Annotated in this window: 21 protein-coding genes, 1 pseudogene and 1 other annotated feature; of the genes and pseudogenes, 4 read left to right on the forward strand and 18 right to left on the reverse strand. The window is 50.7% G+C overall.

Annotation, left to right across the window (positions count from 1 at the left end; genetic code table 11):
• Nucleotides 1–55: 55 nt before the first annotated feature.
• The 4 genes from DWZ16_RS08775 to DWZ16_RS08790 form a co-directional block, all read right to left on the reverse strand.
• Entirely contained in the window at nt 56–580 is a 525-nt protein-coding gene (locus DWZ16_RS08775; protein WP_022359322.1) for an adenine phosphoribosyltransferase, read from the reverse strand.
• Between the two features lie 32 nt (nt 581–612).
• Nucleotides 613–3459: a YfhO family protein gene (locus tag DWZ16_RS08780; RefSeq protein WP_118522630.1), complete on the reverse strand. Its 2847-nt coding sequence runs from the start codon at nt 3457–3459 to the stop codon at nt 613–615.
• A gap of 96 nt (nt 3460–3555) precedes the next feature.
• Nucleotides 3556–3993, reverse strand: coding sequence for a GtrA family protein (locus DWZ16_RS08785; RefSeq protein WP_118468332.1), 438 nt, complete (start codon nt 3991–3993; stop codon nt 3556–3558).
• 81 nt (nt 3994–4074) lie between these two features.
• Entirely contained in the window at nt 4075–5361 is a 1287-nt protein-coding gene (locus DWZ16_RS08790; RefSeq protein WP_107000512.1) for an aminotransferase class I/II-fold pyridoxal phosphate-dependent enzyme, read from the reverse strand.
• A gap of 296 nt (nt 5362–5657) precedes the next feature.
• On the opposite strand from DWZ16_RS08790, the gene DWZ16_RS08795 reads away from it, so the two are divergent.
• Nucleotides 5658–6548, forward strand: coding sequence for a polysaccharide deacetylase family protein (locus tag DWZ16_RS08795; RefSeq protein WP_243021976.1), 891 nt, complete (start codon nt 5658–5660; stop codon nt 6546–6548).
• A 2-nt stretch (nt 6549–6550) separates the two neighbouring features.
• Here DWZ16_RS08795 and DWZ16_RS08800 read toward each other — a convergent pair whose 3' ends face one another.
• The 10 genes from DWZ16_RS08800 to DWZ16_RS08845 form a co-directional block, all read right to left on the reverse strand.
• The gene (locus DWZ16_RS08800) at nt 6551–7651 is read right to left on the reverse strand and encodes a zinc ribbon domain-containing protein (protein ID WP_107000513.1); all 1101 of its coding nucleotides are present in this window, start codon (nt 7649–7651) and stop codon (nt 6551–6553) included.
• 107 nt (nt 7652–7758) lie between these two features.
• A complete protein-coding gene (locus DWZ16_RS08805; protein WP_118522631.1) occupies nt 7759–8592 on the reverse strand; it encodes a TrmH family RNA methyltransferase in 834 nt (277 codons plus the stop codon).
• 532 nt (nt 8593–9124) lie between these two features.
• Nucleotides 9125–10084: a LysR family transcriptional regulator gene (locus tag DWZ16_RS08810; RefSeq protein WP_118522632.1), complete on the reverse strand. Its 960-nt coding sequence runs from the start codon at nt 10082–10084 to the stop codon at nt 9125–9127.
• 94 nt (nt 10085–10178) lie between these two features.
• On the reverse strand, nt 10179–10592 hold the full coding sequence (atpC, locus tag DWZ16_RS08815; RefSeq protein WP_022359057.1) for an ATP synthase F1 subunit epsilon: 414 nt from the start codon (nt 10590–10592) through the stop codon (nt 10179–10181).
• 6 nt (nt 10593–10598) lie between these two features.
• Nucleotides 10599–11999, reverse strand: coding sequence for a F0F1 ATP synthase subunit beta (gene atpD, locus DWZ16_RS08820; RefSeq protein ID WP_107000980.1), 1401 nt, complete (start codon nt 11997–11999; stop codon nt 10599–10601).
• Nucleotides 12000–12040: 41 nt separating this feature from the next.
• The gene (atpG, locus tag DWZ16_RS08825) at nt 12041–12943 is read right to left on the reverse strand and encodes an ATP synthase F1 subunit gamma (protein WP_118522633.1); all 903 of its coding nucleotides are present in this window, start codon (nt 12941–12943) and stop codon (nt 12041–12043) included.
• Between the two features lie 14 nt (nt 12944–12957).
• Nucleotides 12958–15030, reverse strand: coding sequence for a F0F1 ATP synthase subunit alpha (atpA, locus tag DWZ16_RS08830; RefSeq protein WP_118522634.1), 2073 nt, complete (start codon nt 15028–15030; stop codon nt 12958–12960).
• Nucleotides 15017–15505 carry an ATP synthase F0 subunit B gene (locus tag DWZ16_RS08835; protein WP_118522635.1) on the reverse strand — a complete coding sequence of 163 codons (489 nt, stop codon included), beginning with the start codon at nt 15503–15505 and terminating at the stop codon, nt 15017–15019. The genes atpA and DWZ16_RS08835 overlap by 14 nt, the downstream gene beginning before the upstream one ends.
• A 31-nt stretch (nt 15506–15536) precedes the next feature.
• A complete protein-coding gene (atpE, locus tag DWZ16_RS08840) occupies nt 15537–15761 on the reverse strand; it encodes an ATP synthase F0 subunit C (RefSeq protein ID WP_022359062.1) in 225 nt (74 codons plus the stop codon).
• A gap of 39 nt (nt 15762–15800) precedes the next feature.
• Nucleotides 15801–16478, reverse strand: coding sequence for a F0F1 ATP synthase subunit A (locus tag DWZ16_RS08845; RefSeq protein ID WP_118522636.1), 678 nt, complete (start codon nt 16476–16478; stop codon nt 15801–15803).
• A gap of 383 nt (nt 16479–16861) precedes the next feature.
• Between DWZ16_RS08845 and DWZ16_RS08850 the strand changes: the two genes are divergently transcribed.
• Entirely contained in the window at nt 16862–17806 is a 945-nt protein-coding gene (locus tag DWZ16_RS08850) for a LysR family transcriptional regulator (protein ID WP_118491623.1), read from the forward strand.
• A gap of 68 nt (nt 17807–17874) precedes the next feature.
• Here DWZ16_RS08850 and DWZ16_RS08855 read toward each other — a convergent pair whose 3' ends face one another.
• The gene (locus DWZ16_RS08855) at nt 17875–18540 is read right to left on the reverse strand and encodes a Crp/Fnr family transcriptional regulator (RefSeq protein WP_181357208.1); all 666 of its coding nucleotides are present in this window, start codon (nt 18538–18540) and stop codon (nt 17875–17877) included.
• 284 nt (nt 18541–18824) lie between these two features.
• Here DWZ16_RS08855 and DWZ16_RS08860 point away from each other — a divergent pair, with 284 nt between their 5' ends.
• A complete protein-coding gene (locus tag DWZ16_RS08860; RefSeq protein ID WP_118522637.1) occupies nt 18825–20771 on the forward strand; it encodes an SUV3 family DEAD/DEAH box RNA helicase in 1947 nt (648 codons plus the stop codon).
• A 9-nt stretch (nt 20772–20780) separates the two neighbouring features.
• On the opposite strand, the gene DWZ16_RS08865 is transcribed toward DWZ16_RS08860, so the two are convergent.
• A complete protein-coding gene (locus DWZ16_RS08865; protein ID WP_182426640.1) occupies nt 20781–21098 on the reverse strand; it encodes an EamA family transporter in 318 nt (105 codons plus the stop codon).
• A gap of 165 nt (nt 21099–21263) precedes the next feature.
• Here DWZ16_RS08865 and DWZ16_RS08870 point away from each other — a divergent pair.
• Nucleotides 21264–22630 (forward strand): annotated as a pseudogene (locus DWZ16_RS08870) (NAD(P)/FAD-dependent oxidoreductase).
• A 130-nt stretch (nt 22631–22760) separates the two neighbouring features.
• Here the strand turns inward: DWZ16_RS08870 and DWZ16_RS08875 are convergent.
• Nucleotides 22761–23123, reverse strand: a complete 363-nt coding sequence (locus tag DWZ16_RS08875) for an MGMT family protein (RefSeq protein WP_022359068.1) — start codon at nt 23121–23123, stop codon at nt 22761–22763.
• Nucleotides 23124–23125: 2 nt separating this feature from the next.
• Nucleotides 23126–24883, reverse strand: coding sequence for a SulP family inorganic anion transporter (locus DWZ16_RS08880; RefSeq protein WP_118522638.1), 1758 nt, complete (start codon nt 24881–24883; stop codon nt 23126–23128).
• Nucleotides 24884–25196: 313 nt separating this feature from the next.
• Nucleotides 25197–25451 (forward strand) — a binding site (T-box leader).
• The last annotated feature ends 106 nt before the right edge of the window (nt 25452–25557 follow it).

The raw sequence follows: 25557 nt of genomic DNA on the forward strand, positions 1-25557 counted from the left end.
CCACATTTTCTTACGGCACTTTCGGTTCCAAAAGTGCCTACCCGTGAACCGTTATCTATTTCCCCTCATAGGTAATTAGGGCATCCACCGCATATCCGTTCAGTTTTTCGCGTCCCTTTAAGCCTGCCAGCTCCATCACGCAGCAGATTTTTACAACCTCGCCGCCCATCTTCTCGATGAGCTTGACAATCGCCTCGGTCGTTCCGCCGGTTGCGATCAGGTCGTCAACGATAACTACCTTCTGTCCCGGTTTAATGGCATCCTCATGCATCTCCAGAACCGCGCTGCCATACTCCAGATCGTAGCTTACAGATACCGTCTTGCACGGCAGTTTGCCTTTCTTGCGGATTGGCACGAATCCCTTGTGCATCGCATATGCAACCGGCACGCCAAAAATAAACCCGCGGGACTCCGGACCAACCACGATATCATAATCCACACCCTCTAAGGATTTCTGGATTCCGTCGATCGCAAGCTGCAGTCCGTCTGCATCCTGTAAAATCGTAGTAATATCGCGGAAAATGATACCCGGCTCCGGGAAGTCCGGAATGCTTCTTACATATTCTTCCAGCTTTTTCATGATTTTAACCTCTTTTCTATAAATTTTGTATCTCAATTTCTCAGTTTTAAATCGCCATCCGGCTCTTTTTCCACCGTTCTTCTCATTTTTGCAGAAGTTTTCCCCTGCTTCTTCTTCCTTATATACATAGAAGCCACAATCACCGCCAGCACAAACAGCGCACCTCCGCTGATCAGCAGTCCCTCATGCAGTCCCTGCGGATAATACCTGAGTTCCACCGTATGGGTTCCCGCCGTCAGTTCCACGCCGGTAAATGCCTTCCAGACCGGACGCGTGATAGCTTCTTTTCCATCCACCGTGACCGTCCAGCCCTCGTCATACGGGATCGTGAGGAACAGCGTTCCGCCCTCGCCCGCGTCGATCGTGCCCTTCATCGCCTCCTCGCCCAATGTTTCCAGTTCAAATGGATGCTGGTTGAGGCGCTCATAGAGCGCACGCAGCCCGGCTTCGTCAAAGCGGTACGCGCTCGCGTCCATGCTTCCGGCACTGTCATTGCTCTCCAGCAGAATCAATGTGCCTGCCTTCACATATCCAGTTTCCACCAGATACCCGCGTTTCAACGTATCAATGCTGCGGCTCTCCCCGCCGACATCCAGCTTAACCGAATCAATCTGACGGTTTGCGACACTTATATAATACTCCCCATCCTCCGGTGCTGTAAAGGAAAAACGATTCCCCTGCTCCTCCCCGTCCGTGAAAATCAGGCACTCCGGCACGCCCAGCACATCCGATAAATCGTTCTGGACATCCGCCGGCGAAGAAAGATCGCGCTTCCAGCCCGTTTCCACTATGTCCGGCAGGATAAAGCCGAGCGGCAGCGTCCACGGATTCTCATAGAGGTACGTGTCACCTGAAAATGCATAGAGCGACAGGCGCGGATTGTCCTGCTTACCCTCATAGAGTGCATATTTGATTGAAAATAACGAATCCACCAGCGGCGTACTTCCCACGATGCTGTATGCGTTCGTCGAACCTTCGCAGCCCATCTGTTTGAAGAAATCCGTCACCCCGGCATTTGCCACCGATGAAAACAGTGATACGGATGGAAAATGCATCCACGCGCCATCATTTTTCGTGCGTGCATTCGTTTTATCAATCCGGTAAAATTCCGTCTTTTTGAGCGGCTCTGTCACCGCTGCAACATCCTGATTGTCTGCCACATAATCAGTCCGGCTCGTCGTCGGAATGCTCGTTGCCGCCATATTGGCAAGCGCCTCCACACTTACCAGCGCCATCGCCAGAAGCGCCGCCGTGAACGCGAAATGTTCTTTATTTTGATAGAAATAAAAGACGCCCAGATACAACAGCAGAAGCACCACTGCCACATACCAGACAACTGGCTCAAACGCATCGTCCGTCACCAGCTTTTCTGCCAGAATCACGTAGCCAATCGCGGCGGATGTCACCCCGGCAAACTGCCGTTTGGATATTTCATCCAGATATAGATACGCCCGGAAACACATCGTCAGCACCAGCGCGATATAGATAAACGACTGGCGGCACGGCAGGCTGTTCGGGTAATGGAAGCCATGCCAGATAAAATTCAGCACGTTGAACGAAAAGCTGGCATAGAAAAAGAGCAGCAGCACACCGTACACAACCTTTTCCCGGATCGCAATCCGGCGGTTCAGAAAATACAACCCCATGAAAATGTAGACTGCCACGCCGCAGTAGAGGTTCGGCCAATGGTCGAGTCCCGTCTCCACCTGTACATTTCCGATGTGCCGCGCGATCATGTCAAAGATCGGGAAGTAGATTTCCAGTGTGGTCGGAAAATTAAAATCGCCAGACGCCGTACTCTGCAGCGCCGCAATCTCCGGAAGAAGCACCGCAGCCGCCAGCGCACCCGCCAGAAGCGAATACACACCAAACAGGAAAAAGCTGTGCAGACAATCTTTCCATCCCGGCCGTTTCTCCAGAAACAGGAGCGCCACATAGTAAATCACCATGAAGAGACATATCATAATTGATATATAGTAGTTGGACAGGATTGAAAGTCCCAGCATCAGGCAGTAAAAAAGCCCTTTTTTTTCGCGCACCAGCCGCTCCAGGCCGTGCAGGATCAGCGGCAGCAGCACGATGCAGTCCAGCCACATGATATTCCAGCTATACGCCGCCATATAGCCGGACAGTGCATAGAATACGCCGAAATAGCACGCTCCAAACTTCTGTGAACCCGTGTGCTTTTTCAGGTACCACGCCATCGAAAGACCCGCCAGACCGCTCTTGAACACGATCATGTAGGTCATAAATTCGATAATCAGGGACGACGGGCATAACAGCAGCAGCCAGTTGAACGGGCTCGCCAGATAGTACGCATAGAGCGCGGCAAAGTTTACGCCCATGCCGACATCCCAGCTGTAAAGCAGGCTCTCGCCACTTAAAAGCTTATGCCGGAATTCCGAGAAAAACGGCGCATACTGGTGGTACATATCCGTCCGCAGGAAGCTTTCCTGCCCAAAGGGGAAAATACCGCGGTATGCAAAAATCAGGATCAAAATCACTACCGGCAGGAAAAATGCCGCCAGGAGATCATCCGACGGACGGAAAACCGCAGCCAGGCGGCCCATTCCGCGGGGTGATTTCTCTGATTCATCCCACTCATCTAATTCTTCCTGCTCCCAGTCATCGTCATTCAACTCATTAACGACATCTGCTCTGGACTCTGAAAGTTTAGATTTTCTGGCATCTTCTTCCTGTCTCCAGGCCGGCATTCGTTCAGCGTGTCTCATATCTGTACAGGCGGTCTCCGAATCCACGTCCGCACCTTCCCGCTCGTTCTCATACTCCTCTATTTTCCCCGTTGTTTCCGCTCCCGTAAGCTCCCTGAGTGCTTCTTCCAGTTTACTGGAACTTTCGTCTCGTTCTCTTTGCTCCATCTTCCCTCCATCCAGAATCCTGTTCAGGCGGCGTTTTCTCTACTCTTTCCGGTCTGTCTTCAGCATCCATTTCCGCTGTCATTTCCCCACACAGCCCTATTTCGAGGATTCTTTCTTTTTGAAAATAAATAATTTACTGCAAATATAATTCAACACCAGCGAGATCGCTGATACCACAATCTTACAGATCATATCCTGTTTGATTCCCATGCCGTCTACCATCACGATCATCGCCACATACGTGAACACCGATGTGAGAATACGGCAGGAGAAAAACGAAGCCATTTCCTTAAGAAGATATACAGGGTGGAAATTGTAGCTTCGGAATACCCAGATCTTGTTTGTCACATATGCAAACAGGATCGCCGCCGCCTGACAGCAGATCGTCGCCATACGGTAGTTCATGCCGTTGTGGCGGAAAACCGCATAGGAAATCCAGTCCACCAGCGTCGTCAGAACGCCGAATATCAGATACGATATCGTCTCCCTGTTTACAAACTTTCCCCAGATCAGGGATAACTTTTCCTTTATCATCACTTTTTCTCCGAAAAAAGAATTGTATGGGCAGCGGTCCTTCGACATACCCATACAATTCCTGTACTTCTTGGTTTAATATTACATTTCCTCTAACAGCTTGTTGACACTGACCAGCTTGACGCAGAGTGCAAACAGCTCGGTTGCAGTGATCAGATCCTGCAGCGGCGGATAAGATGGAGCAATACGGATGTTGCGATCCTCCGGATCCTTGCCATATGGATAAGTTGCACCGGCTCCGGTCATGACAACGCCTGCTTTCTTGCACTTCGCAACGATCTCCTTCGCACAGCCGTTCAGTGAATCAAAGGAAATGAAGTAGCCGCCGTGCGGTTTTGTCCAGGTACCGATCTCCAGTCCGCCCAGCTCGCGGTCGAGAATGTTCTCAACTGCCTCGAATTTCGGGCGCAGGATGTTGGCATGCTTTCTCATGTGCTCTACCATGCCGTGGATATCCTTGAAGAAACGCACGTGGCGGAGCTGATTCACTTTATCATGACCGATAGTCTGAATCTTTAACTGTTTCTTGATATCATCCAGGTTATTGTGGGAGGTTGCGATTGCCGCAATGCCGGAACCCGGGAACGTAATCTTGGAGGTTGAAGAGAATTTGTAAACCATATCCGGGTTGCCGGCTTTCTTACATTCTGCCAGAATCTCCAGCACATGATCCTGCTCATCATCGTATAAATGGTGGATGCCATAAGCATTGTCCCAGTAAATACGGAAATCCGGAGCAGCCGGATGCATGCGTGCCAGACGGCGTACCGTCTGATCGGAGTAGGAATTGCCGGTCGGGTTAGAGTACTTCGGAACGCACCAGATTCCCTTTACGGTCGGGTCGGTTGTCACATACTGCTCTACCAGATCCATATCCGGACCATCTGCGGTCATCGGAATGTTGATCATCTCGATGCCAAAATATTCAGTAATGGAGAAATGTCTGTCATATCCCGGTACCGGACACAGGAATTTAACCTTGTCAAGCTTGCACCACGGGGTATTTCCCATAACGCCATGAGTCACAGAACGGGAGATGGTGTCGTACATTACGTTCAGGCTGGAGTTTCCATAGATAATGATATTGTCAGCCGGAACCTCGATCATATCCGCTAACAGCTCCTTCGCCTCGCTGATACCGTCCAGACCGCCGTAATTGCGGCAGTCTGTCCCATCTTCGCAGGTCAGATCACTGTCGCTGCTCAGTACGTCCATCATTCCCATCGATAAATCAAGCTGCTCTGCACTTGGCTTACCGCGTGACATATCCAGCGTCAGATTCTTGCCCTGAAACTCCCGGTACTGATCGCTCAGATCACGCTTAAGTTCCAGAAGTTCTTCTTTCGTCATCTCGCTATAAGGCTTCATCCTTCAACATCCTCCTTGTTTCTCTTATTTATTTCATCATAATTTCATGGTCTGCTTTTCATCCAGCTCCCCTTGTTCAAGGGTTCGGAGCATCTCATCTAAGCATCGTTATAATAATAACATAGGTACAAAGGGCATGACAAGCATTAATTTGTTATGTCAGCACATAAAATTTGTTATATGGTACCGCTTGGTTTTTCCGATTCGGTGCATTTCACGGACAGCAAATTATAATAAAAACATGATGTTCCCCCTTCTTTCATATATTTATGAAAATATATCTTTCAGGTCACATCATGTTCATTCATTTTCCCATGCATTTTGTTCCATCACGTTTCCGGCACATCATTTCCCCGCTGCTGGTTCCCGCCCTGTTTGCCATCGCTTTCTTCGCCGGGCAGACTGCCGCACATTTCCTGCGCCGTCCATCCGGGCACACGGTTTCAGCGCCTGTTATCGCCTGTGGCTCGCTCCCGCCTGCCTTTGATTCCGGTTCGATTCCGTCGCAGGATGGAAACTGGGGACTTGGATTTCCCAGTCCAGGGCAGACACCGGTCGGCAATGCCTCCGCCGACACTTTAAAAAATTTTGATGCTTTCTATGTAGGCGATACCTCCAAGCCCGTCATCTATCTGACCTTCGACGCTGGATATGAAAACGGCTGCACACCTGCCATTCTGGAAGCACTGAAAAAACACCATGTCCCGGCAACCTTTTTCGTCGTCGGCAACTATCTCGAAACCAGTCCTGAACTGGTAAAACAGATGATCGCAGAGGGTCACACCGTCGCCAACCACACGTATCACCATCCCGATATGTCCCGCATTTCCGACAAAGCAGCATTTGAAAAGGAGCTGACTGCCCTGGAAACACTCTACCAGTCCGTCACCGGGCAGACAATGAAAAAATATTACCGTCCGCCGCAGGGCAAATACAGTGAATCGAACCTGCAGATGGCAAAGGAGCTCGGCTACAAGACCTTTTTCTGGAGTCTCGCCTATGTGGACTGGATGCAGGATCAGCAGCCATCCAAAGAAGAAGCATTTTCCAAGCTTCTGACGCGCATCCACCCCGGCGCGATCGTCCTTCTGCACAGCACTTCGCAGACCAACGCTCAGATTCTCGATGAACTTCTGGCAAAATGGGAGGAAATGGGGTATCAGTTCGGGCGATTAGATGAATTATAAAATTATACCAGCAGCATTTTCCGGATAAACGAAAGGATCGCGCCTCCGATGCTGCAGAACAGCAGAAATCCGTGGTTCGCATTGATCGCCTCCAGTGCCGCATAGCCGCCGTCTACAATCGGCTGTAAGCTGCCCGCATTCTTCGGCATCAGGTACGCTGCCGGACCGGCTACTAATACCAGAACAAGGATGATTATAAACGGGATAAATCCGCGCCCCGTATCGTATTTTTGCAGCCGTACTTTACCACCCGCGTGCTTGCCTGACAGAATCCACAGGCACCAGATCGCGCCCATCAATACCAGAAATACGCCAATCCCTACATACAGCCCCAGACCATAATTTTCCTCGGTAATCATAGTTCCGATATAGCCCAGATCGTCGCCGCCATACCGAAATGCCTTCGCATTCGCCCAGGTGATTCCCGCCATCAGAAGAAAACTGGCTGCCTGCATCACGCGCGCCATCAGCACAACCACGCCGGTTACTCCGGCTGCCGTCACATCCAGCACGGACGGACCGTCATTTGAGTCACTCTGCGTATGCGCCTCACTGCGCTCCGCCGCCCGTCTGGTGCGCTCTGCCTCCCGGGACTGGCGTTCCAGTTCCCGCTGGTGGCTGCGCTCCATCCGATTTTTCTGACGCTCTGAGCGCTCCCGCTCCGACTCCAGAGCATGAAGGCGTTTTTCCATCTGCTTCTGCTGTTTTGCATCCCGCTTATCCTCTTTCGCGCTGGAAGAAGAACGTCTCGCGTCCTGTCGTCTGCGCGATGCCGCTTCACGGTCGCGGCGGGCATCCTCCTGTGCCTGGGATTGGCAGCGTTCATTGTCGCGGCGCTCTTCCTCACGCTTCTGTGCGTCCTGACTCTGGCTGCTCCGCTTTTCCTGACTGTTTCGTTTCGATCCAGAGCCGGATTCCGCCTTTTTCTCATCCGATTCCATCCGAGCTGGATTCCGCTGTTCTGAATCACCGTCGTCATAGCTATTTTCCGGCTTTCTTCCCACCGTTTCCTGTTCTCGGCGTACTGTATCATTTACAAGCGGAGTTCCGCAGTTACTGCAAAAATTTCCAACTGCTTCCTGTCCGCATTTTGGACACTTCATTCTATTTTCTCCTTCCTCCAAACGATTCTTTCCATCCATTTCCGCACTCATTTCTGGCATTTGAAACGCATTTAACCAATGTACATTTTTTTTACACAGCCAGAACTTTATTTCCTATTTCCCATGCCCAGCTGCCAGAACGCCACTGCACTCGCTGCTGCCACGTTGAGCGAATCCACGCCGTGTGACATCGGGATTTTCACGGTGTAATCGCACGCCGCGATCGTCGATGCCGCCAACCCGTCACCCTCGGTTCCGAGAATGATTGCTAATTTTTCTTCCTGCGAAAGCGCCGGATCCGCGATACTCACGGAACGGTCACTGAGCGCCATCGCCGCCGTGAGAAATCCCAGCTTCTTAAGCGTTTCCATACTGTTCTCCGCCCAGTCGCCCTTCGGAATGTACGTCCACGGCACCTGAAACACTGTTCCCATACTGACACGGCTTGCGCGGCGGTACAGCGGGTCACTGCATCCCGGTGTCAGAAGCACCGCATCCATAAAGAGCGCCGCCGCTGACCGGAAAATCGCCCCCACATTCGTAGGATTTTCTACATTCTCAAGAATCGCGATCCGTCTGGCACCTGCACAGATTTCCTCGATCCCCGGCATTTTCTTCCGTTTCACCGCACACAGCATCCCGCGCGTCAGTTTAAAGCCGGTCAGGCGCGTCAGCACATCAAATGGTGCCGTAAACACAGGCACTCCCGCACACACCGGGCGTTCCAGAATCTCCCGCCCTTCTGTCTCGATATGGCATTCTTCCATCAGAAAAGAAACCGGCTCATATCCCGCGTCGAGCGCCCGCCCGATGACCTTAGGGCTTTCCGCAATGAAAAGACCTTCCTTTGGTTCATTATAATGAAATAACTGCCCCTCGCTCAGCCGGGCGTAGATATCCAGCTCCGGCGCTTCCAGGGTTGTAATTGAAATATGATTCATTCTGCTTTTCACCTTTTTTAATATGGTTTTCATGTTCTATCGAGTATACCACATTTCTTACAAAAAGGAAGTGCTGATTATGGACGCTGACATGAAATCATTTCTCTATTCTGCCGCATTCTATCATCCTCTTTCCGATTCCGTTCCTATTTCCATACAAATCTATCTTCGGCAAAAGATTTCGATTTGTCACGTTAAAAATGGCAGCAAATAAAACGGTTTCAACAATAAATTTTCCTCTTTCCCCACATCTTTCTGTGACAGCAAATATAGGTTATGCACATTCCTTGAATATTTTCTGTAAACTCTCAGATTGACTCATGTTTTCCCGTTCCGGAAGACTTTATTTCAAAAGCATTTATTTTGCAACACACTTTTTAATGGCATTTTTATGAAATTTCATAAAAAATGCACCTTGGCACATTCTTTATGAAATAATAAAAAAAGAGCAGCAAAAGCTGGATTTACACTCGTTTGCTACTCGTTTCGGTATTATTATATTTCCTGTTTTAAAAAAAGTCAAACCAAAAAATCACCTGTCGGAAACAGGAATTCTGGTTATTGGTTCACGGGTAGACACTTTGGGAACCGGCACTCCCACTCTCCGCTTCAACGCCTCAATATACAGTCCCGCAAACCGTCCCGGTGTCACGCGATTGTGGGTAATGTAACCGATCTCCATATAATCGTCCACATCAAGTGGAATCGCTACAATATTCGGTCCGTTCAGTTCCTCATTGATGACACCGCTGCAGATCGTATACCCATTCAGCCCAATCAGAAGATTAAACAGGGTCGCGCGGTCGGACACCAGGATGTCCTTGCGGCTGTCCAGCGTGCTGAGGATCTCCTCGGAGAAATAAAAGGAATTGTGCTCGCCCTGCTCATAGGACAGACGCGGATAAGGTTCCAAATCCGACAGGGTGATAGAACTGCGGCTTGCAAGCGGATTGGCCGCACCGATAAATACATACGGTTTTGCCATAAAAAGCCGCGTAAATTTGAGGTCGTGTTCCCGCAGCGTCTTGCGGATCACCGTCTCGTTAAAACGGTTCAGATACAGCACGCCAACCTCGCTCCTAAGCTTCGCCACATCCTCAATCAGCTCATACGTCTGCGTCTCGCGGATACGGAAATCGTACTCTTCTCCGCCGTACTCGCGGATCAGATCGACAAACGCCTCAACGGAAAAGGAATAGTGCTGGGTGGAAACACAGAACTGGCGTTTCTGCGGCACAGCGCCAAAATAGCGCTCCTCGATCAGGTTTGCCTGCTCGATCACCTGTCTCGCATACCCCAGAAATTCTTCCCCGTCCGGGGAAATCACCACGCCCTTGTTCGTGCGGGTAAACAGGGAAAATCCAATCTCATGCTCCAGTTCCTTGATCGCCGCCGTGAGGCTCGGCTGTGCAATATAAAGTTTTTTTGCCGCCCCGCTGATGGTTCCGGCTGCCGCCACCTCCACCACGTATTTTAACTGAAGTAATGTCATGCCCTGTTCTCCATTCTTACTGATTTTCTGTCATTTCTTTCTGAACCGCATCTGCCACAGAATTACATCAGACTCAAATCCGCCTCTAACGCACCTAGTCCACAAATTTTTCCGTCTCTTTCAGACGAACCAGCGCTCTCGCCATCGCCGCGCGGGTGCTGTAATACTCGGAAATACTCTGTTTCTGGCGCAGCCGCTCTTTCGCACGCTCTAATGCCTCCTGCGCCCGGATCCGGTCGATCTCCTCCGGTTTCTCGATCGTATCTGCCAGCAACATAACACGGTTGTTGGCGATCTCACAGAAGCCCTGCCCGACGACTGCCGCCTCCCACGGACCGTCCTCTGTCGCCTGGAAACGCATTTCTCCCGCTTTGACTGCCACGATCTCGCTCTCATGGTGCGCCATGACAGCCATCTCACCGTCCACCGCCGGAAGGATCAGACAGTGGCAGACTCCCTCATAGAATGTCCGGTTGCTGGATATGATTTTTACATGAAAATCTGCCATCCGTTCCTACGCCTCCTGTTTCTCTAAAGCCTTCGCCTTTGCCACTACATCCTCGATCGTTCCGACATTGAAGAATGCTGCCTCCGGGTACGCATCCATCTCACCATCCAGAATTGCCTTAAAGCCCTTGACGGTATCCTTTAATGGCACATACTTGCCCGGTACACCGGTAAAGTTCTCCGCCACATGGAACGGCTGGGATAAGAAACGCTGTATCTTTCTTGCGCGGCCGACGGTCAGCTTATCTTCCTCAGACAACTCGTCCATACCCAGAATTGCAATGATATCCTGCAATTCCTTGTATTTCTGCAAAATCTCCTGCACCCGTCTGGCCGTCTCATAGTGTTCTTCTCCGACCACATCCGGTTCCAGAATACGGGACGAGGATTCCAGCGGATCGACCGCCGGGTAGATACCCTGTTCTACGATCTTTCTGGAAAGAACCGTAGTCGCATCCAGATGGGTAAAGGTAGTCGCCGGTGCCGGATCGGTTAAATCATCCGCCGGTACATAGACTGCCTGGATTGAAGTGACCGAACCATCTTTCGTCGAGGCAATCCGCTCCTGCAGCTCGCCCATCTCATTCGCTAACGTTGGCTGATAACCAACCGCCGACGGCATACGCCCAAGCAGCGCTGAAACCTCCGAACCTGCCTGTACATAACGGAAAATATTATCGATAAATAGTAACACATTCCGGTGCATTTTGTCACGGAAATATTCTGCCATCGTAAGCCCGGTCTCTGCAACTCTCATACGAGCTCCCGGCGGCTCGTTCATCTGTCCAAACACGAGCGCTGTCTTTTCCAGAACACCGGATGCCTTCATCTCACTCCAGAGGTCATTGCCCTCACGGGAACGCTCACCGACACCCGTAAAGATAGAATAACCGCCCTGCTCCATCGCAATATTCCGGATCAGCTCCTGAATCAGGACTGTTTTTCCGACGCCCGCGCCGCCAAACAGACCGACTTTTCCGCCCTTGGAATACGGCGCCAGAAGATCAATAACCTTGATGCCCGTCTCCAGAATCTCCGCGACTGGGCTCTGATCCTCAAATGGCGGCGGATCCCGGTGAATACACCAGTGCTCCTCACCATCCAGCTTTTCTCCTCCATCTACCGTCTCACCTAAAACATTAAACAAACGTCCAAGCGTCTTTTCGCCAACCGGAACGGAAATGCCTTCTCCCGTCGGTGTTACCTTCATGTCACGGCTCAAGCCCTCGCTTGCCGACAGCATGATGCAGCGGACGATATTATTTCCCATGTGCTTGGCAGCTTCCATCACACACGTCTTTCCCTGATTTTCTACTGTGAGCGCGTCCCGGATCTCCGGAAGGGGACCGCTCTCAAATTTCACATCGACAACCGGACCGGAAACCTGGACAATCTTGCCTTCCGGCAGGCTGGTTTCAGTCTTTTTTGTCTCTGCCGCCTGTTCTCCCATCACACTCTCATCTCCTCTTCTCGTTCTCGTCTCTGTGCAGCCGCGCCGCCGCATACTTCGGTGATCTCCTGTGTGATCGCCGCCTGCCGCGCCCGGTTGTACATCGTATTCAAATCTTTTAAAAGTGCATCCGCATTATCCGTCGCCGCATCCATCGCCATCATACGGGCATTCTGCTCGCTGCAGAACGACTCAACCAGCGCGCCGTAGATAAATCCGGCTACATAGTTCGGAACGATCGCATTCATCGCTTCCTCCGGCGTTGGCCGGAGGGAAAACTCCTCCAGCCGCACATCGACCGGAATCGCCATTCCGTGCATATCCGGCTTGGTAATCGGAAGCACCCTTTTATCCTTCGCCACACTCTGCATCACATTTTCCATTCTTGTATACAGGACATGGATCTCATCCAAATCACCCGACAAATATCGTTCCAGAAGTATTCCAGCAATCCACCTTGCCCGGTTAAACGTCGGATCCTGCGCCGTATACTGGAAATTTTCTTCAATCGGGATGTGCTGGGAGGCAAAAAACTGCCGCCCCGTCTCACCGATGACAAACAGATGTACCTCGCGGGAAGGATCCTTTAAAAATGTATCCGCCATCTTCATGATGTTATGGTTATAAGCACCCGCCAGCCCTTTATCGCCGGAAATAACCAGCAGCCCCGTTTTCTTCGACTGGTGCCCTTCTTTTTCAAAATAGGGACTTTCCATGTTCGGCAGATGCCTCTGGATACGCCGGATGACATTTTGCAATGCATAGAAATACGGCTCCGTCTCTGCCAGTTCTTTTCTGGCTTTCTTTAATTTCGTCGAAGATATCAGGTACATCGCGTTCGTGATCTTGCGCGTATCCTGAATACTCCGGATCCGGTTCTGGATCTCTCTGAGTCCTGCCATCTTCCATCACCGCCTTACTGCTTATCCAGTTTTGCATCCGCTGTGGCTGCCTCCAGCGCATTTCCCTGTGCTTTCAGGAATTTTGCCTTGTACTCGCCCACCGCCTTCGCAATCTCGCGCTGGATATCCTCGCTGAGTGTCTTCGTCGTGCGGAGTGCATCGCCCACCTGCGGGTAGGAGCTTCTCATATATTCGTAAAGACCGCCCTGGAATGTCTTCAGCTTTTCTTTCGGAATATCTACCAGCAGATGGCTCGTCGCCGCATACAGAATCACAACCTGTTCTTCCATCGAGAGCGGATGCTCAAGCGGCTGTTTTAACAGCTCCATCAGACCGCTGCCGTAGGCAAGCTGTGCCTTAGTTGCCGGATCCAGATCGGAACTGAACTGTGTAAATACTTCCATCTCGCGGTACTGTGCCAGGTCGATACGTACGCTTCCGGCTGCCTTCTTCATCGCCTTGGTCTGCGCTGCGCCGCCGACACGCGATACCGAAAGCCCTACATTGACCGCCGGGCGCATGCCCTCGAAGAACAGCGAACTTTCCAGGAAAATCTGTCCATCTGTGATGGAAATAACGTTGGTCGGGATATACGCCGACACATCGCCCGCCTGTGTCTCGACAATCGGCAGCGCTGTGATTGAACCACCGCCCAGCTCATCCGAAAGCCGCGCCGAGCGCTCCAGCAGACGGGAATGCAGATAGAATACATCGCCCGGATATGCCTCGCGTCCCGGAGAACGTTCCATCAGAAGAGACAGTGCACGGTACGCAACCGCGTGTTTCGATAAATCGTCATAGACAATCAGGACATCTTTTCCCTGATGCATGAAATATTCTGCCAGCGCCGTTCCTGCATACGGCGCGATATACTGTAAGGACGCCGGATCACTCGCCGTCGCTGCCAGCACGATGCTGTACTCCATCGCCCCGTGTTTTTCCAGTGTATGAACCAGTCTCGATACCGTTGAAGCCTTCTGACCGATCGCCACATAGATGCAGATCACGTCTTTTCCCTTTTGGTTCAGCATCGTATCCACCGCGATCGAGGTCTTACCGGTCTGACGGTCGCCAATGATCAGCTCACGCTGTCCGCGTCCGATCGGGAACATCGAATCGATCGAGAGGATACCTGTCTCCATCGGGGTATCAACTGACTGACGCTCGATAATACCCGGCGCCGGTGACTCCACCGGACGGTATCCGGCTGCCTCAATCTCCCCTTTATTGTCGATCGGATTGCCCAGCGCATCTACAACACGCCCTAAGAATCCCTCGCCAACCGGGATACCTGCCATCTTGCCGGTCCGCATCGCGCGGCTTCCTTCTCCGATGGTGTTCGCATGTCCAAAGAGGATGCAGCCGATCTCCTTCGACCGGATATCCTGTACCATGCCTCTCACATCGCCGTCAAACGCCACAATCTCACCGTACATCGCATGGTCGATTCCATCCACATAGGCGATGCCGTCGCCCACCCGGCTGACCGTACCGATCTCACGGACCGAAATGTCGATTCCATCCAGATTTCCTTTCAGAATCCCGATGATTCCCTTCTGTGTAAGGAAATCACCCGAATCCGGCTCTTTTGCCAGATTCTTTAATTTATCTGCCAGCGCCCGTTTTCTTCCCTCCGTGCTCCAGTCATATTCCTCACTTCCGACCCGGAGGATAAAACCACTTCCAAGCTCCGGCTTTTCTTCCTTCACAATCCGGAGTTCCCGTCCCGGATATTTCTCCGAGAGAAATTTCCGGATTCCGGCTGCCTGTTTTTCATCCGGCTCTTTGACATATTCCAGCACACAGCGCAGATATTTATCCGGCTTTTCAAACGCCTCCGCTTCCTTAATCAGATCCGGCATCATTTTCATTGTCTGATCCTGTGCCAGCACCTCGATGATTCCCCGGACTGCCAGCGGAAACAGGCTACGAACCAGATCTTCCCGCTTCTCACGGGTCAAATCCGGATTTTCAAGCTCTGCCGGAAGCTGCGGTGTCGCAGCCAGTATCTCAGCCGCATGCTGCAGATCATCGACAGAAATCTTCTGCCTCTTTATTTCTTGTAAATAGACATCAAGTTTCTTCATTCTCCGTCGTACCCGCTTTCTTCAAAAACTCATCATAAAGAGCGCTGTCATCCGACTTCTTGTTCATCGAACCAGCCGCCGCGTCCAGAACCAGCGACAAAATTTCATGCTTCGCCTGTTCGAGCATCTTATCCTTCTCCCGGCGTGCATCCTCGCCCGCCTTACGGATGACCTTATCTGCCTCTTTCTGGGCGTTTTCAATCAGCTGACGTCCTTCTTCACGTGCACTCGCACGCGCCGCATCCAGCACCTTGTTTTTCTCTACTTCTATCTCATCCTGGCAGGCTGCGTATTTCTCTTTCTCCGCCTGCGCTTCTTCCTGCATTTTTTTTGCCTCATCATACTTTTCCTGAATGGCTTCATTCCGTTTATCGATCACTTTGTTGATCGGCTTAAAGAGGAAAATGCGGATAATCGCATACCAGATTAAAAGGTTGATGATCGTAAAAACCAGGTTGATGTCCAACCGTAACATAGCCTTGCCCCACCTTTCGTTTTCTATCGTATCAGCTTAAAAGAATAATAATCAAAAGGGCAATAACGAAACCATAAATAGCAGTTGCCTCGGCAAGTGCCGCACCTAACAATAGAATCTTTGTGATTTTTCCCTCTGCCTCCGGCTGTCTTGCGACTGCCTCAGTCGCCTTAGATGTGGCGATTCCGATACCAATTCCGGCTCCTGCGCCTGCAAGAACTGCCAGACCTGCTCCGATTGCAATGATTGTACCCATAATAAAGTCTCCTTTTTGTAATTTTCTATTTCTCTTCTATTACTCGATTGATTCCTTGATAAAAAGCCCTGTCAGAAAGACAAATACATACGCCTGAATCAGACCGTCAAAGATATCAAAGTAAGCGCTGAACAATACCGGAAGCCCTACCGGAAGGATGTATTCAATCAATTTCATGATGACGAACGCGCCCAGCACGTTTCCGAACAGTCGCATACACAGCGACAACGGTTTGATAAATACCTCCATGATATTGATCGGTGTCACGATGGCGATCGGCTCTGTAAAGCTCTTTAACCATCCTTTTAAACCTTTGACCCGAATCCCTGCTGTCTCAATCAGCACAATACTCATCAGCGCCAGTGCTGCCGTGACGTTCAAATCCTTGGTTGGCGGCTTGAATCCCAGTATACCAAGCAGGTTCGCCACGCCCAGATACATCAGCACGGATGTCAGATACGGCGCATAGCCTTTTCCTTCCTCTCCGAGGATTCCCTCGCCGATGCCCTGCAGCCACGTAACAGCGTTCTCCAGAAGGAGCTGTCCGCGTCCGGGATGTTCAACTTTCAGACCGTGCGTCACAATCAGTGAAACCACGAGCACCACTGCCATCATGATCCATGTAACCACAACGGATTCTGATATGCCGATCCCGCCAATTGCAAAGGCTGTCTCACAGTTCAATTCCTTGATCAGGGTCGCACCCAGATCTCCCATACTGTCACTTCCTCTCTCCGGGTTGTTCTCCCGCGGCTGCCCCGGTTATTTTTCTTTCATTTCCCGATGCCGCCACGTGTTCTAGTTACTGTTCACGCATACGTGCCCAGTAACGTTTTCGCCTGTGTCTCCACATTCTTCCCGTCTGTTCCCGATCTTACTCCCGGAAATACAAATGGTAAAATTATATTTTTTTCCTATATCCATAGATAAAATGAATGGTGATAATTATTGGTAATCGTTATTGTGGCTGGACATTTCTGGAAAAATACGATAAAGTGTGACTATATTTGGTAAATACACGTACAGATATAAAATCAGATAAACACTGTTTCAATCAGGCAGAAACAGTCCGACATACAGAAAGGATTTCAACTACATACATGGACATCAGTTTCGACTACTACAAGGTTTTCTATGAGGTGGCTCGATGCCAGAATATTACCCAGGCGGCTTTGAATCTCTGCCTCACGCAGCCAACCGTAACAAAATACATTCATAATTTAGAAGATATGCTTCAGTGCAAACTTTTCAACCGCTCCCAAAAAGGCGTGACCCTGACCGATGAAGGGCGGATCCTGTTCCGCCAGATCAACCGTCCCTGCCAGCAGATGGGACGAGCGGAAGAGCTTTTAAAAGAATACACGAACAGTCAGAGCGGCAAGGTTTCGATCGGTGCGAGCGAGCTGACAATGCGCTTCTTTCTGCTTCCTTATATTGAACAATTCCAGCAGCGTTTTCCGAATGTGACCGTGCAGATTCATTCCAACTCTGCGCCGATCACCGCTTCTTCCTTAAAGGCCGGGGAAAATGACTTTGCCGTCATCATTTCTCCGATCCACGAGATCATGAAGGATCTGGATCTGGTTCACGTGATGCCGGTTGCCGAGTTCCAGGACATCGTCATTGCCGGAAACCGTTTTTCCGAGCTGCAGAACCGCACACTCTCCCTTGAAGAGCTCTGTATGCACCCACTTGTCAGCATGGAGTCCGGCACAACGACGCGGCTTTTTTGGGACAATCTCTTTGAGGAACAGGGGCTGGATCTGCGCCCGAGCATCGAAGTTTCTTCCAACGACCTGATCGCCCCGACCGTCTCCCACAATCTGGGAATCGGCTTTGTTCCCTCGGAATTTGCCCGGAACTACCTGCTCAACTACCGCGTGTTCCAGCTTCACCTAAATATCCCTATCCCGAAGCGCCAGATCCTCGTCCTGCAAAACCCGATGCGCCCGCTGACGCCGGCGGCACAGGCATTTCTGGATATGCTGAAACAGCCGGTGCAGGAAAGTATAGGGAATGGACAGCCGGTCTTGTTACACCCATAGGAATTTTCACTAAAAATACCCTGTCGGTCGGATTTTAATGCTCCTGACAGGGTATTTTTGTTTGTAATCTACAAGCTTCTAACCTCTTCATATAAATGAAAGTGATTTTTTCTAAATTCCAGAAGCCCTTCCCGCTGCATTTTCCCCAGCTCTGCCGACAGCGCCGACCGGTCCACGCCCAGATAGTCGGCGAGCTGCTGGCGGTTGAATGGGATATCAAATCTCTCGCTCTCATTTTTTACCGCCTGATCGGAGAGGTACGACAGAAGCCGTCCCCGGATGGATTTCGACGATGTATTGAAGATCCGGCGGGACAGCTGCAAGTTTTTCTGCGCCGAGATTGCAAGCAGGTTGCGGATAAGCTGCGTGTGATGTCCGCAAGAATTGGGACACTGCGACAGCATTTTTCCAACATTTAAAAACAGCACTTCCGTCACCTCCGCTGCAAACACATCGACCAGCAGCTTTTCCCCCGGCACGCACGCATATGTCTCCGCAAAAATCTGTCCCGGTTCTACCCGGTCTAGAATGCTGCGGTTGCCCCACAGATCATCGTTGACAATCATCACACTTCCGTGCATCACCACACCCAGAGATGTGACCGTATTCCCCGCGCGATAAATCATTTCTTCTTTTTCATAACTGCGTTCCTCCGCCCCCAGACAGGACAGCATCTCCCCGATTCCGGATTCGCCCGCGCCTCGAAACAGGGGGCTGCGGCTTAGAAGCTGCATTTCGAAAGGAGTTAAATTCAGGCTGGCGCCCGTTTTATAGTTTGATGCCATATAGATGTTGACCTTTCTGTTTTAACTAAGTGTTCTTATTATATCAAATATTTTTATATTTTTCTGCAATCTGATTTCCCGTTCTTGCACATCCATGCAACTTCTGCGATAATAGAAACGCCGCAGGCAATTTTTAATGGATTTTTGCGCGTGACTGTGAAGGTACTGAACAGCTACGTTTTAAATTAGAATTTGTATCGGACAAGATATTTACATAAAGAGGAGACGTTCAAATGCTCGAGCCAAATCAGCTTCTTCAGACATATATCCGCCAGTATCAGGCGGCAAGCAAGAAAAAAAGAAAGACCAGTTCCCGCCCCCGCGATCTGAGCGAGCGGACCAACCGGCTGTTTAAAACACTGAAACGCACCAAACCGACACAGGTCACCAGCCTCTCGCTGGAGGAATGGCACCGCCAGATCAAAAATCTGGCTTATTTTGCGTACCGTTCGCACAACGATGCTGTCACAAAGCTCATTGAAACCAGCCTGCTGCCACAGCTCATCCGCCTGGATGAGGCAATGTTTCTGCCCGCCCAGCGCGATGATATTTCCGTGGATTTTCTGAATTATCTGGAAACAGAATTGGATGGTCAGCTCTGCACGCAGACACTTCTGGAGCTTTACCAGATCTATAAGCGCTACGTCATCCAGTATAAAATCATGGATCTCGTCCCATCCCGTCCAGAGCTGGAATTTCCGGAGACTATGGCAATGAACCGCCGTTTCATTCTCCACATCGGCCCGACCAACAGCGGCAAAACATTTCACGCGCTGGAACGCTTAAAAACAGCGAAAAAGGGCACTTACCTCGGTCCGCTGCGCCTTCTGGCGCTTGAGGTATATGAAAAAATGCACGACTGCGGCGTTCCCAGCACCATGCTGACCGGTCAGGAGTGTATCGCCGACGATGACAGCCGGATCACAGCTTCGACGATCGAGATGGCAGATTTCTCGGAGGAATACGATATTGCCGTGATTGATGAGGCACAGCTGACCGCCGATCCAGACCGCGGGCATTGCTGGACAAAGGCGATTCTGGGACTGAAAGCTCACGAAATCCATGTCTGCATGAGTCCCGCCGCTGAATCTGCTGTCACACACCTGATCCATCTGTGCGGCGACAGCCTTGCCATCTGCCGGTATCAGCGCAAAACTGCGCTCATCTGTGAGGACACGCCATTTTCCTTCCCGGAAAGTGTTCTTCCCGGCGATGCACTCGTCGTATTTTCCAAAAAATCCGTGCTGGATGTGGCGGGACGTCTGGAAGAAGAAGGTATCAAGGCAAGTGTTATATACGGAAGCCTGCCGCCGGAGATCCGCCGCCGCCAGATGCAGCTTTTTACCAGCGGCAAAACCAAGGTGGTCGTCGCCACCGACGCGATCGGCATGGGACTCAACCTGCCTGTCCGGCGTATCGTATTTGTCCAGACCCAGAAATTTGACGGTACCACCCGGCGCGGTCTGTCCGTACCGGAGATCAAGCAGATCGCCGGACGCGCCGGACGCTTCGGACTCTTTGACACCGGCTACGTCAATGCGATGGGGCAGGAATCCCTCGATTATATCCGGGAACAGCTTACTCAGGAGGAGGAACCGATCGAAAAAGTCAGCCTCGGTTTCCCGCAGATTCTCCTCGATCTGGACGAGCCGCTGGACGTTATCATCAAAGTCTGGAAATCCGTTGAGCCGACGCCTCCGTTTGAAAAGGTCAGCGTCGATGAGATTTTAAGCCTTTATGCGCAGGCAGAACGCCACAGAGACGATATCTACGGATTCGATGACAAACGGATTCTCTACCGCATGATCAGCTGTCCCATCGATATCAAGGATCATCAGGTTGTCCTGCAATGGCTGCGCTACTGCAAGGATTACCCGGCGGACAAACGCCTGAAACACCCGGACAAAGGCGCCGGTTCCAAGCTGGGACTGCAGAAATACGAAACGTATTACCGCAAGCTCGACCTCTACTACCAGTTCTCCCACCGTTTTGACAAGATCATCGACGAGGACTGGCTCGAACAGGAACGCAGCCGCACTGAGGGTACGATCATGCGGTATTTGTCCAAGGGCAAAAAAAGCTACATCGCCCGCTGCCAGCGCTGCAGACGGATACTGCCGGTTGGATATCCGTTTAAGATTTGTGAGCCGTGTTTTCATCACAGTTCCATTATCGCTTAGCCCCTGATTTTACCGTTTTACGTTCCGGCTGTTCAACACCACCAATGCCGTAAAAATCAAAAGAATGCCCAGCACATTTTCAACCCGCAGCATTTCTCCAAATACCACAATCCCAGCCACAGCTGCCACCATCGGCTCAGAGAACGCCAGAACCGAGGCTTTTCCTGCCTCCATCTGGCGGAGTCCCAGTGTGTAGCTTACAAACGGAAAAAAGGTAGATACAAGTCCCAGCGCCAGCCCTTTGCCAAGAAGCGCCGGAGAGGTCATCAAGCTCGAAAACACCTCCGGTAATTTTACAAAGGGAATCAGGCTGATGGTTACAGCCATAAAAAAAGCTTTATTCTGAGGTGATGATATGATAACGGAAGATGCCATGACGACATGGGGGATACTGTTTCGGGGCAGCGCATGACGTGCTGCCTCTTTTTTCGAATTTATGCTATAATACAGAAAGAGGGAATCAAATTTTAGGAAAACAAGGAGAATTTCAATATGTATGATGTGTTAATTATCGGCGCCGGTCCCGGCGGTATCTTTTCTGCCTATGAGCTGATGGAACGTAAACCAGATTTAAAGATCGCTGTTTTTGAGGTAGGACATCCGCTGGAGCACCGTAAATGTCCCATTGATGGTGATAAAATCAAGTCCTGTATTCACTGCAAATGCTGTTCCATCATGAGCGGATTCGGCGGCGCCGGTGCATTTTCTGATGGAAAATACAACATTACCAATGATTTCGGCGGTACTCTCTATGAGTATATCGGAAAGAAGACGGCCATTGAATTGATGAAATACGTAGATGGAATCAACCTCCGCTTTGGCGGGGAGGGAACGAAGCTGTATTCCACTGCAGGAACAAAGTTCAAGAAAACCTGCATGCAGCATGGTCTGCATCTTCTGGATGCTTCGGTCCGCCATCTGGGTACAGATATTAATTATATTGTTCTGGAGCACCTCTATGATCATCTGAAGAATAAGGTAGATTTCTATTTTGACTGTGCCATCGAAACCGTGGAGAAGACCGAGAAGGGTTACAAGGTTTACAGCGATGATACACCTTTGAGGGTACGAAATGCATCATTTCCGCCGGACGAAGCGGCAGTAAGTGGATGCAGAAGGTATGCAGGGATCTGGATATCCATACGAATTCCAACCGCGTGGATCTGGGGGTCCGGGTTGAGCTGCCGGCTGAGATCTTTTCGGATCTTACGGATGAACTCTATGAGAGCAAGATCGTGTATCGCACGGAAAAATACGAAGATTACGTGCGCACCTTCTGTATGAATCCCAAGGGAGCTGTGGTAAATGAGAATACCAACGGCATCGTAACGGTAAATGGTCACAGCTACGAGGATCCTGCAAAGCAGACCCATAACACGAACTTTGCCCTTCTGGTAGCGAAACATTTTTCAGAGCCCTTCAAGAATTCCAATGAATATGGAGAGAGTATTGCAAAACTCAGCAACATGCTGGGCGGTGGCGTAATTGTGCAGCGTTTTGGAGACCTGATCCGCGGAAAAAGAAGCACGCAGCAGCGAATCAATGAATCTTTTACGGTTCCAACCCTCAATGCGGCTGCCGGTGATCTGAGCCTGGTTCTCCCAAAACGGATTCTGGACGGTATTATCGAGATGATTTATGCCCTGGATAAGGTGGCACCGGGTACGGCGAATGATGACACGCTTCTCTATGGAGTGGAGGTAAAATTCTACAACATGGAGGTGGAAGTGGATCACAACCTGATGACCTGTCATGATGGACTCTACGTCATCGGTGACGGCAGCGGTATTACCCATTCCCTTTCCCATGCATCTGCCAGCGGTGTCTATGTGGCACGGCAAATCGCGGAGGCAATTTAATAATAAACGGTCAGAAATGTCTATTAAAAATGGATAAGATGCAGCCCCTATCGTCTGCCATCTTATCCATCTCATTTCACTTCTTTCGCTTACCAACATCTCATTCAGATGCATTTTCCTTGATTCCCACTCAGATCCCCAACTTCCGAAACAACGCATACAATTCTTCTGCCTCGTCCATCGAAGGTTTCCATCCATATTGTTTCAAATCGACGCGGTCGCCGTCCTCGGTGGAGTCCACCCGTATTCCATCCTGTTCCAGCAGTTTTTTCTGCTGTCCCGGATAGTCGAATGCCGCCGCGCCGCTTAGAAAGCCCTTGGAATTAATCACCCTGAATGCCGGGACATCGCCCAGGCGGTTGGTGCGGAGTGCATATCCCACCTGGCGGGAATGGCGCGGCGCACCGCACAGGAGCGCGACCTGACCGTAAGTCGTCACGCAGCCGTCCGGAATGCGCCTAAATACTTCTTCCATTCTCCGATAGATATCCATAATTATTTCCCCAGCACCTCGTCCGCATGATCAAGTGCTGCCTCGATATTCGGGCAGAAATGATCGAGTCCGATCATATCCACAAATCCTGCCTTCTCCATCACGTGCATCGGCTGCTCGTTGACATGGGACAAAATCAATGTAACGCCGTTCTTCTGGCAGCGCTCATAGAGGGCAACCATCGAATTCATCGCTGTACTGTCAACCGCCGGAACGGCACGCATACGAAGAACCAGGCATTTCGTCTCCTCGCGGGTTTCAATCTGGTTGATGCGGTCTGCTGCACCGAAGAACAGCGGTCCCGTAATCTCATAAACAGCCAGTTCTCTCGGAATCTCCCGCAAACGTGCCTGTTCTTTCATGGCTGCTTCTTCATCTTCTGCAGCTGCCGCTAAGAGCTGTGCCTCTTCCACTGAAAGCTCTTTTCCGGCTTTTTTCGCTTTTCTTACTTCCTGCTCTTTGCGCTTCTGCTCCTCTACTTCTTCGACATAGAGCCAGCTTCTGACGCCCGTCTCATCGCTCATCCGCTTCATAAACAGCAGGCAGGATAACAGCATACCGATCTCGATCGCTACAACCAGATCGAAGATAACGGTTAAGAAGAAGGTCATCACCAGAACCGCAATATCACTCTTCGGAGCCGTCTTGGTCAGACGGACGAAGGTTCTCCACTGACACATATTGTAGGCAACCATAAACAAGATTGCCGCGATGGTCGGCATCGGGATCCAGCTTGCACACGGCATCAGAACTACCAGAATCAGAAGCAGGACAACCGCATGAACCATGCCTGCAACCGGGGTACGGCCGCCATTTTTGACATTGGCTGCGGTACGCGCGATCGCGCCCGTCGCCGGAATACCGCCAAACAGGGCGGAAATAATATTCCCCGCGCCCTGTGCCACCAGCTCCGTGTTGGAACGGTGTTTTCCGCCGATCATGCCGTCCGCTACCACGCAGGAAAGCAGAGACTCAATCGCCGCCAGAACTGCAATCGTAAACGCATCCGACAGGGAACCCTGAATCACATCGTAGCTAAACACCGGCAGACGGAACGCCGGAAGCTTGTTGCTGACCGTGTAAAGGTCGCCGATCGTATTCACATGCAGCGGCAGGAATTTTACCATTAAAATACCTGCAATAACCGCTACCAGCGATCCCGGAATTTTTTCCGTGATCATCGGCATCACGATCAGAATCGCCAGACACACCACGCCGACGATGATCGCGTGCAGGTTGACACTTCCGAATCCAGCCGCGAACGCTTTCAGCTTCTGCATCGTCTCGATCGTCTCCATGCCTGCCGGATAGGTTACGCCAAAGAAATCCTTCAACTGACCGATGACGATCGTCACCGCGATACCGGAGGTAAAGCCGGTCGTGATTGTAAACGGAATAAACTTAATCAGTGAACCAAAATGGCAGAATCCCATGATAACTAGGATGATACCTGCCATGATCGTCGCAACTGCCAGTCCTTCCACGCCGCTCTTCGCCACGATACCTGCCACGATCGTTGCAAATGCCGCCGTTGGACCTGCAATCTGTACCTGGCTGCCCCCTAAAAATGAAATCACAAATCCGGCTGCAATCGCCGTGTAGATACCCTGTTCCGGACCTACCCCCGAAGCCAGCGCCAGCGCGATCGAAAGCGGCAGCGCGATGATCGCCACGATGATACCCGCTACCACATCTGACATCAGCTGTGCGCCGGAATACTTCTTCAATGTTGTAAACAACATTGGACGTATTTTTTCCATACCCAAAACTCTCCCTTTTTCTTCCCAATTTAAATAAAAAGTAATTGCCAGCCCTAAAAAGAACCGACAATTACCTATTATACAGCAAAATAAGGGTGTGTCCAGTTCTTTCGAAGTTTTAACACAGGAATGTTTCCGACTTGTTACTGGGCACGTATGCGTAAACAGTAACTCAGACTTCTAGATAAGCAGTTGTTAAATTTCTTAGTTGTGATTTTTTTGTCAAAATGACGGATTTGTAAAATTTCTGTCACAAACTTCCGGCTATTTTTTCGATTGACTTTCCTTTAAAAAAGTCTATAATTCGTACTTGTAAAAAGCATTGAGCAGGACACGATTTCCAATTCTCCACGTTTTCAGAGAGCTGCCGGGCGATGAAAGACAGTAACGCCGATGGAAATTATCCCCTGTGAGCTGATCGGACAAACGCATGCAGGATACCAGTAGTCCGGTCCGGATTCCTACCGTTAAAGAGGAACATATTCAGAATGATGGATATGGCTGAGAGATCGGCTTTACAGCCGGTAAAAGAAGTGGTACCGCGGATGCTTATGCCTCCGTCTTCTTGAACTTTTAAAAGTTTCAGGAGGACGGAGGCTTTTTTGTTTCCCCGCTCCCGAAACTCCGGCAAACTGCCGGGACACTAAAAACCATTTGACCTATGGGAATGGAGG

It is taken from the genome of Clostridium sp. AF29-8BH (genome assembly GCF_003478145.1).
Lineage (GTDB): Bacteria > Bacillota > Clostridia > Lachnospirales > Lachnospiraceae > Otoolea > Otoolea fessa.

What these genes read in the sequence shown, in the direction of transcription:
- DWZ16_RS08775 (WP_022359322.1), bottom strand. Translation starts at nt 580, where the DNA reads ATGAAAAAGCTGGAAGAATATGTAAGAAGCATTCCGGACTTCCCGGAG.
- DWZ16_RS08785 (WP_118468332.1), bottom strand. Translation starts at nt 3,993, where the DNA reads ATGATAAAGGAAAAGTTATCCCTGATCTGGGGAAAGTTTGTAAACAGG.
- atpC (WP_022359057.1), bottom strand. Translation starts at nt 10,592, where the DNA reads ATGGCAGATTTTCATGTAAAAATCATATCCAGCAACCGGACATTCTAT.
- DWZ16_RS08805 (WP_118522631.1), bottom strand. Translation starts at nt 8,592, where the DNA reads ATGAATCATATTTCAATTACAACCCTGGAAGCGCCGGAGCTGGATATC.
- atpE (WP_022359062.1), bottom strand. Translation starts at nt 15,761, where the DNA reads ATGGGTACAATCATTGCAATCGGAGCAGGTCTGGCAGTTCTTGCAGGC.
- atpG (WP_118522633.1), bottom strand. Translation starts at nt 12,943, where the DNA reads ATGGCAGGACTCAGAGAGATCCAGAACCGGATCCGGAGTATTCAGGAT.
- DWZ16_RS08860 (WP_118522637.1), top strand. Translation starts at nt 18,825, where the DNA reads ATGCTCGAGCCAAATCAGCTTCTTCAGACATATATCCGCCAGTATCAG.
- DWZ16_RS08865 (WP_182426640.1), bottom strand. Translation starts at nt 21,098, where the DNA reads ATGGCTGTAACCATCAGCCTGATTCCCTTTGTAAAATTACCGGAGGTG.
- DWZ16_RS08880 (WP_118522638.1), bottom strand. Translation starts at nt 24,883, where the DNA reads ATGGAAAAAATACGTCCAATGTTGTTTACAACATTGAAGAAGTATTCC.
- DWZ16_RS08790 (WP_107000512.1), bottom strand. Translation starts at nt 5,361, where the DNA reads ATGAAGCCTTATAGCGAGATGACGAAAGAAGAACTTCTGGAACTTAAG.
- DWZ16_RS08810 (WP_118522632.1), bottom strand. Translation starts at nt 10,084, where the DNA reads ATGACATTACTTCAGTTAAAATACGTGGTGGAGGTGGCGGCAGCCGGA.
- DWZ16_RS08850 (WP_118491623.1), top strand. Translation starts at nt 16,862, where the DNA reads ATGGACATCAGTTTCGACTACTACAAGGTTTTCTATGAGGTGGCTCGA.
- DWZ16_RS08800 (WP_107000513.1), bottom strand. Translation starts at nt 7,651, where the DNA reads ATGAAGTGTCCAAAATGCGGACAGGAAGCAGTTGGAAATTTTTGCAGT.
- atpA (WP_118522634.1), bottom strand. Translation starts at nt 15,030, where the DNA reads ATGAAGAAACTTGATGTCTATTTACAAGAAATAAAGAGGCAGAAGATT.
- DWZ16_RS08795 (WP_243021976.1), top strand. Translation starts at nt 5,658, where the DNA reads ATGTTCATTCATTTTCCCATGCATTTTGTTCCATCACGTTTCCGGCAC.
- DWZ16_RS08845 (WP_118522636.1), bottom strand. Translation starts at nt 16,478, where the DNA reads ATGGGAGATCTGGGTGCGACCCTGATCAAGGAATTGAACTGTGAGACA.
- DWZ16_RS08875 (WP_022359068.1), bottom strand. Translation starts at nt 23,123, where the DNA reads ATGGATATCTATCGGAGAATGGAAGAAGTATTTAGGCGCATTCCGGAC.
- DWZ16_RS08835 (WP_118522635.1), bottom strand. Translation starts at nt 15,505, where the DNA reads ATGTTACGGTTGGACATCAACCTGGTTTTTACGATCATCAACCTTTTA.
- DWZ16_RS08780 (WP_118522630.1), bottom strand. Translation starts at nt 3,459, where the DNA reads ATGGAGCAAAGAGAACGAGACGAAAGTTCCAGTAAACTGGAAGAAGCA.
- DWZ16_RS08855 (WP_181357208.1), bottom strand. Translation starts at nt 18,540, where the DNA reads ATGCAGCTTCTAAGCCGCAGCCCCCTGTTTCGAGGCGCGGGCGAATCC.